Raw genomic sequence first — 12,362 nt, 5'->3', positions numbered from 1 at the left:
GTTCAGAGTCAGAAGCCCTTAGTCTTTAATAGAGATTAAGGCTCGACTTAACACTAAAAACTATATAATGTTGGGTGGTGAAATTGGCAGACACGCCTCCTTGTCTCGGTGGTGGGGAATAATGGGACAAACGCAGTTTATTGGGTTGACCACAATTAATTTTTTGAACTGTAGCTAACTACCCCTTGAAGGTTCGACTCCTTCCCCAACAGCATTTTTTATGAATAATAAGTTAGTTAATCGAGCAATCTGGATGGGTTGCTCTTTTTCTTTTTAAATATTATTCTAAATGGCCGTGTAAATTTTTTGTTAACTTTTTCATGCCTGCGCTATTATCCACTGTAAATAATTCATTATATTTCAGCCCAAATCCCGTATCGGTTTGTATCAGTAATAAATGAAAGAGAAAATTCTAATTAAAGACATCGCAAGTCAACTAAATGTTTCTATAACCACAGTATCTTTTGTAATTAATGGAAAAGCAAAAGAAAAAAATATCAGTGACGCCCTCGCTAAAAGAGTTTTGGATCTGGTTGAAAAACTCGACTATCAGCCAAATGCGCTTGCCAAAAGTTTAAGAACCGGCAAAACAAAGATTCTAGGTTTTTTAGTAGATGATATTTCTGAACCCTTTTTCTCCGGAATCGCTCGTTTTATTGATGAAAAAGCTTCAGAAATGGGCTATAAAATTCTTTTTAGCAGCACCAGGAATGATCAGAAGAAAGCCATAGAATTACTCCAGATTTTTAGAGACAGGCATGTTGATGGTTATATTATTGCACTTCCCGAAGGGCTGGAAAATGAAATCAGTAAGTTAATCCAAACAAAAAAACCAGTCGTGCTATTTGATAGGTATGTGCCTGAGTTAAAAACAGATTATGTGGTTATCGATAATCAGGGGAGTACTTATGAAGCCACTCAACATTTAATTGATAACGGATATAAAAATATTGGCTTTATAACCATTGATACAGAACAGCAGCAAATGATTGATCGCCTGGCTGGTTATGAGCAAGCCATTAAGGAACACAATCTATCTTTACACATTAAGAAATTAAATTATGTAAATTCTGCTGATTCCATTAAACAAATGACTCACTTTTTTAGTACAGAAGAGGGACTGGATGCTGTAATATTTGCAGCGAATTATATTTGCATGGATGGTTTAAGAACTTTCAGACAAATGGAAATTAATATCCTTGAAGATCTTGCAGTCGTTTCTTTTGATGATTTCGAATTACTGGAGTTTTGTAACCCACCAGTTACTGCAATAGCACAACCACTGGAAGCCATTGCAGAAAGAATTATGAAAACCTTATTGTCAAAACTTAATTCAGATAAAGGCAGTTCTGAATATACTGAATCTATTTTGCCGGCTGTTTTGAATATAAGAGGATCCAGTTTAAGGAAGAGCCAAACAGTTAAATAGTTAAAAATAAAAAAGGGAGCAGATCATCTGCTCCCTTTTCAAAATATTTAGTTTTACTGTTCTTTAAACAGTCATAACGTCTTTTTCTTTAGCTTCGGCGTGCTTATCTACTTTAATGATATAAGCATCTGTTAACTTTTGCACTTCGCCTTCTCCGGTTTTAATTTCATCGTCAGAAACTCCGTCCCCTTTTAATTTTTTAATCTTTTCGTTGGCATCTTTACGGATGTTACGAACAGTAATGCGGCCGCGTTCTGCTTCTTCTTTTACCTTTTTAACTAAATCTTTACGACGTTCTTCAGTTAAAGGAGGTACAACTAAACGGATTACAATACCATCATTTTGAGGATTAATTCCGATGTTGGCTTCTTGTATAGCTCTCTCAATAGGCACTAAAAGAGATTTTTCCCAGGGTTGAACAATAAGCGTTCTTGCATCCGGCGTATTAATACTTGCCACCTGCGAAAGTGCTGTTGATGCACCATAGTAATCAACAAAAATACCATCAAGCATTCCTGCCGAGGCTTTTCCGGCTCTGATTTTGGTTAATTCAGATTCACAATGATCAATAGCTTTATCCATTGAAGATTGAGCATCCATTAATTGTAACTTTATGAGGTCATTCATAATTGTGTGTATTTCTACAAAAATATAAATATTATTTTATTTCTCTGCTTCGGTATTCATGTGAATATCCCACAAGCAAGCCCATGATATACCAGGGATTGAGTTATGAGAATAGAAGTTGAAGCCGGGAAAAATGTTTTTTTATCTTACCAGTGTACCAATTGGTTCACCAATGGCAATTTTCATAAAATTACCATGTTTATTCATATCAAAAACAATAATTGGAACTTTGTTTTCTTCACAAAGTGTAAAAGCCGTCATATCCATAACATTCAGACCTTTATCATAAACCTCTTTGAAAGAAATTTCGGTGTATTTAGTCGCATTTGGATCTTTTTCAGGATCAGCAGTATAAATGCCATCTACACGTGTACCTTTTAACACAGCATCTGCTTTAATTTCAATGGCCCGTAATGCAGCAGCAGAATCGGTTGTGAAATATGGATTACCTGTACCTGCTCCAAAAATAACAATACGGCCTTTTTCTAAGTGACGAACAGCTCTTCTGCGGATAAATGGTTCGCAAATTTGTTCCATTTTAATGGCTGTAAGTAAACGGGTTTTTAAACCAACTTTTTCCAGAGCATCTTGCAAAGCCATAGAATTTATTACCGTAGCAAGCATGCCCATGTAATCGGCCTGCGCCCTGTCCATTCCACTTTTTTCGGCACTTAAACCTCTAAAAATATTTCCACCACCAATTACGATTGCGATTTCAAGGCCTTTATCGTGTACAGCTTTTATGTCTTCAGCATACTGTTTAACACGTTCATTGTCAATGCCATATTGTTTTTCGCCCATTAGCGACTCGCCGCTAAGTTTAAGTAGGATGCGTTTGTACTTCATGACCCCAAAAATATTAACAATTTTTTACTTACGGGCTATCGTTTTAATAATTGATGTAAATATTTAATTAGGTTAAGTGTAATTAATAAAAAGGGACGATATTTTCTTATCGCCCCTTTTGTTATCAGATTGGATTAGTTATTGTGCTTTAGCAAGCCATAACGATGCATTTAAATGCAAAGCCGGATGAGAGGTGTATCCAGACGGTGCATCGCCAGACCAGCCATTAAATAGATTATCATTTGTATCTCCGGTTCCGTCATCAGAAGAAGAACTATCGCCAACAAAAGCTACTCTGCCGCTTCCATAAGTCGAAATTAGTGCCATAACGCCATTGTTACTACCTAAAGTACTGCTCATTCTCCAAAATAACCCCTGAACAGTAGAGTTTTGCGCAGGAAATAGGGTTGCAGTTGCACCATTATAGAAAGCTAATTTTGAAGCATTTCCGGCAGCTCCATTTAAAACCAGATTAGCACTAGTGCTGGTTCCAGTGTAAACCTTGGTACTTGGTTGTTCGCTGATGTCAACATAATCCACATTGAAACCAAAAGGCTTGTTATTGTTAATGCCATTATTGCTCATTAAATCATTCCAAACTCTTGGCGAATCGTAACCATCACCATCTCTGTCTGAAGGATTATAACCATTGGCATCTGTTCCGGCTGTACTTGCCGCAGTATGATCGGCCACCATCATTAAACCACCACCGTTAGCCACAAAATTCATAATTGCAGTTTTCTCAGCAGCAGTAAATAATTTATTTGGTTCAATAACGACATATACATCGTAATTTTTTAAATCCTGTGGATTAGAAGTATCTCCATAAGTGATCGCGGTACCAACGGGTAAAGTTTCTACCAGCTCACCACGCTTTACCAGTTCTACCGCCCAGGCAGACATGGCGCCTTTCCAATAGGTTTCAGGAGTTGAGGCAGTTATACCGGTGTAAGATGGTGTTGGAAATCTTTGTGCTTTAAGTTCAACAGTTGTTCCACCCTGATAGCTTGGAACATTTTCAGTTCCATCTGCATCTATTTGCCAGTCGGCACTACCTGCATTTTCTAGTTTTGAAGCATCAAATAAAAACTTCTTACCAGTAATTACAGGATTTGTTCCCGGATCAGTGCCACCACCATTATCGTTAATGGTAATATCATCAAAATTAATTCTGTTTGAAGCACCTGAAAGTTTCCTGATTTCTAAGCGAACATTTCCGGTAAGATTTAACGTAAATAATTGTGTTTGTAGGGTTGATGTACTGGTTATGTTAGCGCCAGACTGTGTCCAGCTGCTTCCACCATTGGTTGAATACCATAAACCCCACTGACTGGCTGCATCGGTACCATAAGTAGCATGTTGAATGCTTACTGTATTAATGCCTGTTGCAATGTCAAACTGCATGGTGATTTTTCCCGAATTACGAATACGGGCAGACCATGATCCATTTTTTTTATCTGCAGCAAGATTTCCGATTAAGGCATCGAATAAATTCCACGATTTCCCGTTAAGCGTAACATCATCCCCACTTGCTGAGCCTGCAGGAGAAACATCATAAGCCGTTTTAGGGCTGGTTGAACCTACTTCAAAATTTTCTACAGTTTGTACGGCAAGTGCAGCATTTGCAGAAGCAACTCCTAATGATTTTGTCTTAAGGGAAGCACTTTGACTGGTTTCAATTTCTTGTTTTTTACAGCCGTTAAAGCTTAATAATGTTGCAAACGCAATAAAAGCGATGCCGGTTAATTTTAATTGTTTTTTCATAATAATTAATAGATTGAAAATGTTTAATGCCTTAAACCTACCTTAATTATGTTAATCAATTGTTGTCCCCTTATTACATTTAGATTATCACTTTTTTGATAAAAAAATGGCTGGGTTGATATTCAACCCAGCCATTTTTAATTGCTTATATAGTTTAAAAAGATTATTGATTAAATCTATATCTTAATCCGAACTGGATTCTCCAGCGGGCAGTTTCATCAATACTGCTTGAAAATGTATTAACTAAAGGTACGTTGTTCTCTGCATTTAGGTAAGGGAAAGAAAATGTAGGTTTACCTGATACGGCATCCACTCCTTTAAAGTTAAGAAGGCCATTAGCTCTATTGGCAAATTTTGGAACTCCCCAGGTTTTATTGATCATATTTCCAAAATTGAAAATATCAAAAGTAAGTTGAAGCGAATGCTTTTTACCTTTCAGGCTTGCAAATAAATCTTGTGCAAGGCGAATATCAAGCGTACCGATTACATTACCAACAAGGCCATTTCTTTGTGCATACTGACCTCTCTTTTTATTCAAATAGCTATCCTGACTGATGTAGCTGTTTAATTGAGCCCAAAGCTGATCAGCCGTGCGGGTATCACCGGCATTTTCTGGTACTAAAACAATATCAGATTTATTTGCCGGTACAAAAATTAAATCGTTGCCACTTAAACCATCATTGTTTAAATCGTTTCCATAAGTATAAGAATACCTGAAACCATCTTGCAATTGGTAGAACATAGAAAATGTTGTTCCTAAGTGGTTGATATACTCTTTTCTGTAAACTACAGATGCAATAAAACGGTTTTTAACCATGTAGCTTGAATATGAAAGTGCATCTGTATTTGGGCTGCCGGAAACCTGACGATCTCTCCACATCGATTGAGCAATAGAGCCACCATCATTAACTGATCTTGAGTCGGTATAAGTATAGCCAGCGGTCGCAAAAAGACCACCTGCAAACTCTTTTGATAATGTTCCGGTGATTGATAAGCTATGGCCTTTATTGGTATTGGTCATTACAATTGCATCAGAAATATTTGGATTTGCAGGGGTAGGGGTTGCAGATCCATAAATTCTTGAACTGGTGTATCTCGGACGGTTATCGGCACCTTTTAAAAGGGTATATGCAGAAGTGTTTAAGTTTGCATTGCGGAAATAAACAGAATTAATATCTTTTGAATATAACGCTTCAATGGTTCCGGTAACGCCACCAGGTAATTTCTGGTCGATGGCTAAATTGGAACGCCAAACCTGCATAAATTTAAAATCCTGTTGAGTTACAGCAAGATTATAGGCTGTGTTATTTGCTGCAGTAGCTTTGTTTACATTTCTATAAGCATCAACATTCGGAGTAAAAGGTCTGTTTGTTGGGTTGGTAATAGATTCTGAACCAAACTGAACCCCATTATTACTGGCCTGATTAGATACCCAAACTAGGGGAGGTCTTCCGGTAAATAATCCTGTACCACCTCGTACCTGTGTTTTGCCGGCATTATTCACATCCCAGTTAAAACCTAAACGCGGCGACCACAAAATAGAACTTTTAGGAAACCGGCCAACGTCGATTTTTTCTCCATTTTCGAAAGTTAACTTTTCTACATTTGGATTGCTAAATGATGCGGGTGAAGAAACATTGGTTAAATCTGCACGTAAACCGGCTGTTAATTTTAACTGATCGCTAACGGTAAAAGCATCCTGCGCATACAAACCGTACATATTTGACTGGATTTCTGCATAAGGGAATGATCCATCAGGCATAACCGAATATTGAATCTGGTATTTTGTTGCATTGGATACGCCATTATTTGCACTGTTGTAAAAATCAGCAAGGCTGTTAAAAGTATAGGCGCCATAATAGTTTGGAGCGAAACCGTTAAGCGTTCTGTAGCCTTCATAATTGGCTCCCAATGTTATTTCGTGACGACCTGCATAAATATTAAAGTTATCTGTAATCTGGTAAACTTTAGTCTTTAAGGTGTTAAACGCAGTAAAAGGTTCGTAACCAAAAGCAGTATAAGAACTTCCGTCAGGATTCATAATATCAACAAGAGGAAAAGGTTTGTTACCTTTTGACTCTCTGAAATCGTTCATGCTGTTGTAACCAACCGTTAACTGATTGGAAAATTTATTGTTAAAACGTGTCCTGAACTCCAGATTAACGTTGTCCATGTTATTGTTAATTCCGTAGCCTGCCGATTGAAACGGAAGACCCAATTGTGATGGCTGACGGTTATTTTTTGGCGCACCACTATTACTTGGTAAAATATCTTTGTAAGATCTGAAATAGAAATACTTTAAACTTAAAGTGTTTTTATCATCAATATTGTAATCTAATTTGGCCGATAATTTATCGCTTCTCGTTTTCAAGGCATAGTTTTCATAAGCACCGGGGTCATAGCCAAGCGTTTGCAAGAAAGAACTTAATTTATCTAAATCTTCTCCTTTTGCCTGAGATATATTTGGACCGGTACTTCCACCTCTTGAAGCTGAAAAGCCGGTTCCGGGATCTGATCTTCTTTCTAATTCTCCACTGGCGAAAAAGAATAATTTATTTTTAATAATTGGCCCGCCCAAAGTGAAACCGTAACCTTTAAGGCTAAAGTTAGTTACCGGTGCTTTTAACCCGGCATAATTGTAGTCGCTTACCAAATCCTGATTTCTATAGTAAGTATTTAATGAACCTTGAAACTCATTTGTACCACTTCTGGTTACTGCATTTATTGCTGCACCTGTAAAACCACTTTGACGAATATCATACGGGGCGATATTTACAGTAATTTCTTCAAATGCATCCATGTTAATCGGCTGAGAACTGGTTTGGCTACCAATGGTGCCTTGTAAACCGAAAGCATTATTAAACAGGGCTCCATCTACCGTAAAATTGTTGGCCAGGTTACTTCTTCCTGCAATACTTGGGCTTCCAAACTGTAAAGAGAACTGAGGTGTAAGCTTAACAAAATCGGTAAAACTCCTGTTTAAAGTGGGTAAGTTTTGAATTGCCGTTCTGGAAATATTTTGCGACGCTCCGGTTCTGCCTGAGTTAAAAACTTTGCTTTGTTTGCCCGACACCGTAACCTCAGATAAATTGCTGGCATCTTCGCTTAGGGTAACATTTAAAGTAGAACTTTGGCCAAGGGCTAATTTTTCAATGCGTTGTGTTTGATTTTTGAAACCAATAAAAGACACCGTGATTGAGTAAGGACCACCAATACGCATGGCTGGTAAATTGTAACGGCCATCCGATCGGGTAGAAGTAGCATATCTCGAACCTGATGGTTCGTGTATAGCAATAACAGTAGCTCCGCTGATTGGCCCTTTAGCATCGGCAACCATACCATTTATAGAGGCTGTTGTTTCATTTTGTGCTACAGCATCTATTTTTAAGAGGATTAAAAATAGAAATGTTGTAAACAGAAGTAAGGTTTTTTTCATGAGTAATTTTTTAGCAAAAATACTCCGACTTACTTATAGATAATGTTTTACTTATATTAATTTATTGTTAACTGTTTCCCTTGTTCTGGAAATACTAAATTTAAATTAAATATATTTTCTGAAAGCAGTTGTTGTTTTATTTTCTCGGCGTTATGCTGAGGAGGTTTAATATGGGTTACAATGAAAGAAACTTTTTTAATGGCATTTGCATCCGTCAAGGCTTTAAGCTTGCCAAGTTCACTGAAAAAAAGTTTTGGGGTAAGGTGACCAAATAATTGATTTTCTGGTTGCTCATTTGGGAAAGATACCTCCAGAAACACAGCTTTTAACCGACCTGCATTAATAAGCGGAGCCACGGTTTGCCATAATTTTATGAGTCTGTCCGATTTTTCAATTTCATCTGCACCGGTATCTCCAAGATACAAAACATAACTATTGCCTGCCTGAACTAAAAAAGCGGTGCTTTTATAAGGTTTACCATGACTAAGTTCGTAAGCTTGTACTTTCATGTCAGTTTCTGCAAGGGGATAAACAATCCCTTCTTCGAGTGGGGTATAAGTATATTTTTTTAACTGTGGTTTTTCTCCTTCATTTCCAAAATTGGCCCAGGCGTCCCAGGTAAAATATTTATCTCTAAGAATATTTAGTACGGGCAACATACCATAAATATTTTTTGCAGCATCTGCCGGAGAATTGATAATTAAGCCTGCAACGTGATCTAAATGTGCGTGAGATATTAAATAACCTTTTATCTGTTTGCGTTGAATATCTTCGCTAATGCCTTTTAATGTTTTTTGGTCAATTGCTTTTTGTATTCCGGCATTTATGGTGCCTGCATCTAAACAAACATAATTTTCACTGCCTTTTGGAGCAAGCATATACGCTGATAAATTACTTTCATCATCTCCGCCTTTAACGCCAAGCGGTATTATTTTAAAAGCGGTATTGGTTTGTTGTGACTGAACATGGGTAGCACATATAACCAATAAGAGAAGAATTAAGCTAATCTTTTTTAACATGATAATTTGGATTGAAGAAATACTTTTAAACAAGATTACCTTTAAAGATTACGTTTTTTAAATTCAATTCGTCATCTAAAACGACAAAATCAGCCTGATGCCCAGGTTCAATTGTAGCTGTTAAATTTTCTATACCAATTAATTTAGCCGGATATAATGTGCCCATTTTTAAAGCAACAGGTAAATCGATGTTGCATTTGGTTACGCAATTTTTAACAGCTTGTGGCATTGTAAGTGAAGAACCGGATAGCGTTCCATCGGGCATTACATATTTATCTCCTTTTTTTACATGTTGATATGGCCCGGAAGAACATTCGGTAACCGCATCAGTAATTAAAAATAAGCGGTCCTTTAAAAGTTTCTGAGCAAATTTAACCACTTCAAAATCTAAATGCTGCCCATCGGCAATAATGCTGGCCATTGCTTTGTTATGACTAAAAACTGCAGTTGGGATTCCCGGTTCGCGATGATGGATCGGACTCATTGCATTAAATAAATGCGTAGTGGTTTGAATACCTTTATTGTAAGCTGCTGTAGCTTCATCAAAAGTAGCGTTGCTGTGCCCTAAAGAAACGACTACGCCATGATCCAATAAATACTGGATCACATCATCATCCTGAAGCTCTGGTGCAATGGTCATCATTTTAATTACACCATCACCAAATTCGAGCAATTGTTTAATTTCATCCAATGTCGCTTTGCGAACAAACTCTGGAACATGTGCGCCTAGTCGTTTAGGATTTAAAAATGGTCCTTCTAAATGTAAGCCAAGACAGTTTTTTGCTGTTGCCCAGTGGGCCTTAGCTGCCGTTATACAAGCATTGAAAACTTGAGGCGTATTGGTTGCCATGCAAGCTAAAAAGCCGGTTGTTCCTTTCTTTAGTAAATCATCTTCTATTATCGTTAATGATTCTACAGTAGGATCAGCTGAAAATAACCTTCCGCCAGCACCATAAATCTGAAGATCGATAAATCCGGGAACAACCAGATTTTGAGGATTTTCAGCATATGCTGTCGGTTTAATTTCGCTGATGGTTTTACCCTGAATAAGGATATCCTGATGTGGTAATAGTGTGTCGTTTTTATAAAAGCTACAGTTCTGAAGTAAATTTGCCATGGACTGATTAAACTATTAAAATTAGAATGAGATTCAAATTTGTATTATCTCAAAAAAAGGGTAATTTTCGCAGTAAATATAATTAAATGAAGGGCGAAAAGCATAAAGAAGTTAAATCATCCCAGGTTTTAACAAGCGGTCCATCCAAATTAACCAGTAATATTGTATTGGTTATGATCAGTTTGTATCTTCTCGTAGATTGTGTTCCTGCAATGGAAATTCAGGATCAAATGGGCATTCACTGGCTTTTAATTGCTATACTTAATTTAATTTCGGCCTGTTACATTTTTAGAAATGAAGATTTTAATGCGGCATTAAAACCAGTCTTTAAAAATAGTATTACCTGGCTGTATCTTGCATTTATCATTATTTCAGGCTTATCCATATTTGTTGCCATAAACAAAGTTGAAAGCCTGGTTATTTATGCCCGGTTACTTACTGTTGCAACGGCGTTCTTTATTTTTGGCTTGTTCCTATATAAGCGAAATAATTTATTAAAGAATATTGGTTTTATTGTAACGCTAATTGTGTTGGCCCAATCTTTCTCTGCTGTAATGCAGTTTTATAGCGGTGTGGGTAAAGTTAATCTGTCCATTTTGATTAACAACATACAAAGCACGGCCGGCAATAAAAATATTTTTGCAGCAGCGTTGGTTATAAAAATTCCAATCATTATCTATTGTTTAATTAAAAGAGACGGTTTTGTTAAATATTTAAGTGCATTGTCATTATTGCTGGCGGTTTTAACGGTTTTCCTGATTAATGCCAGATCTGCTTATTTGGGTTTAATTATAAGCTTATTGGTTTTAGTCTGTGGGTTGGCTTACCTGCAAATAAAAAGTAAGGAAATTAAACAGTTTAAATTTAATTCCATATTGCTTTTTGGCGTATATGCTTTTGCTTTTTTTATTAGTCAGAATGCAATTAATAAAGCTTTAAAATCTGATAACACTTCTGTATATGGGACATTCACGAATAGATTAACAACCATTACTGATCAAAATAATGATGCCACCAGTATTCGTTTAAAATACTGGAAAGAGACTGCTAATTTTATTTCTAAAAGACCTTTAACGGGTGTGGGGTATGGAAACTGGAAATTATATTCCCCATTATACACCCGAACACTTTTGGATGATAATGTATTTTCTAAACATCCGCATAACGACTTTTTAGAAATTGCAGGTGAAACAGGGATTCCAAATAGTTTGATCTACTTGTCTATATTTTTGCTTGCCCTTATTTTTACCATTAAAATTGTGTTCTCTAAACATGATTTTGATAAAAAAATGATGGCAATAGTCATTTTTGCAAGTTTGAGTGGTTATTTTATTGATGCCTTTTTTAATTTCCCTTCTGAAAGGCCAAATATTCAGATTCTTCTGGCACTCCTACTGGCTTTTATTATTACCAACTCTATTTCTGATAAAGAAACAGGGGAAAGCATTTCGAAATCAAATTTTAATAAAATCTTTGGAGTATCTGCATTATTGATTAGTGTTATTGTTGTTTACGCTCATTTTACAGTTTTGAAATCGATGAAAGCACAGTTTGTAGTGGATAACGATTTGAACAGCGTTGATAATATTCCAAACGCAATGCCGAAGCTGAAGTTTGCAGAGGTTAATCAAATGTTTCCATCTTTTCCCAACATTGCCGAGAATTCTGAAACTATAGCGTATAAAAAGGCAAAGTATCTGCAAAAGGAGAAAAGATTTGATGAGGCCATTAAGCTGCTGGATAATATGCACGATGTTAGCCCTAATATAGTTTATGATACCTACTTAAAATGTAATATCTATACAGAGATGGGTAAAATAGATAGTGCCACTAAATATAGTAAACTGGCTTTTTATTTAAAACCACGACACTTTTACTATTACAGGATGGCGAGTTATTATGCCGGATTGAAAAAAGACAGCGCTGAGGTGATTAATATGTTTAAACTTTATAACACATACAGGAAAGACGAGCAATCTTATTCTTATTATGCTCAGTCTCTTAAGCTGGCCGGATATAATGATGCCCCGCTACGAAAAATTGTTGATCAAGGTCTGAAGCTTTATCCAAAAGATCAGGCGCTTTTAAATATAAGTGCCTCAATTAAAAAATAATGGGCAAAAA

8 protein-coding genes and 1 tRNA gene are annotated in these 12,362 nt (G+C 36.5%); 3 read left to right on the top strand and 6 right to left on the bottom strand.

Translation table 11 applies throughout. From position 1 onward, the window contains the following. The first annotated feature begins 68 nt into the window (after nt 1-68). Together O0955_RS02500 and O0955_RS02495 are read left to right on the top strand one after the other, a co-directional pair. A tRNA-Asp gene (locus tag O0955_RS02500) sits at nt 69-212 on the top strand. Nucleotides 213-397: 185 nt separating this feature from the next. Further along, a complete protein-coding gene (locus O0955_RS02495) occupies nt 398-1,429 on the top strand; it encodes a LacI family DNA-binding transcriptional regulator (protein WP_269425947.1) in 1,032 nt (343 codons plus the stop codon). A gap of 63 nt (nt 1,430-1,492) precedes the next feature. Here O0955_RS02495 and frr read toward each other — a convergent pair whose 3' ends face one another. The 6 genes from frr to nagA all read right to left on the bottom strand — a co-directional run bounded on the left by frr (nt 1,493) and on the right by nagA (nt 10,238). Continuing rightward, nucleotides 1,493-2,056, bottom strand: a complete 564-nt coding sequence (frr, locus tag O0955_RS02490; protein WP_269425946.1) for a ribosome recycling factor — start codon at nt 2,054-2,056, stop codon at nt 1,493-1,495. 141 nt (nt 2,057-2,197) lie between these two features. After that, nucleotides 2,198-2,902: a UMP kinase gene (gene pyrH / locus O0955_RS02485; protein ID WP_269425945.1), complete on the bottom strand. Its 705-nt coding sequence runs from the start codon at nt 2,900-2,902 to the stop codon at nt 2,198-2,200. Nucleotides 2,903-3,040: 138 nt separating this feature from the next. Then, a complete protein-coding gene (locus O0955_RS02480; RefSeq protein WP_269425944.1) occupies nt 3,041-4,666 on the bottom strand; it encodes a hypothetical protein in 1,626 nt (541 codons plus the stop codon). A 163-nt stretch (nt 4,667-4,829) separates the two neighbouring features. Then, nucleotides 4,830-8,102 carry a TonB-dependent receptor gene (locus O0955_RS02475; RefSeq protein ID WP_269425943.1) on the bottom strand — a complete coding sequence of 1,091 codons (3,273 nt, stop codon included), beginning with the start codon at nt 8,100-8,102 and terminating at the stop codon, nt 4,830-4,832. Between the two features lie 56 nt (nt 8,103-8,158). After that, nucleotides 8,159-9,121, bottom strand: a complete 963-nt coding sequence (locus tag O0955_RS02470) for an MBL fold metallo-hydrolase (RefSeq protein ID WP_269425942.1) — start codon at nt 9,119-9,121, stop codon at nt 8,159-8,161. A 25-nt stretch (nt 9,122-9,146) separates the two neighbouring features. Next, the gene (gene nagA / locus O0955_RS02465) at nt 9,147-10,238 is read right to left on the bottom strand and encodes an N-acetylglucosamine-6-phosphate deacetylase (protein WP_269425941.1); all 1,092 of its coding nucleotides are present in this window, start codon (nt 10,236-10,238) and stop codon (nt 9,147-9,149) included. A gap of 86 nt (nt 10,239-10,324) precedes the next feature. Here nagA and O0955_RS02460 point away from each other — a divergent pair, with 86 nt between their 5' ends. After that, nucleotides 10,325-12,352, top strand: coding sequence for an O-antigen ligase family protein (locus O0955_RS02460; protein ID WP_269425940.1), 2,028 nt, complete (start codon nt 10,325-10,327; stop codon nt 12,350-12,352). The last annotated feature ends 10 nt before the right edge of the window (nt 12,353-12,362 follow it).

Source organism: Pedobacter punctiformis, assembly GCF_027213715.1.
Classification (GTDB): Bacteria; Bacteroidota; Bacteroidia; order Sphingobacteriales; family Sphingobacteriaceae; genus Pedobacter; species Pedobacter punctiformis.
The sequence above is the reverse complement of the archived record's forward strand: the minus strand, read 5'-3'. Positions and strand labels throughout refer to the sequence as shown.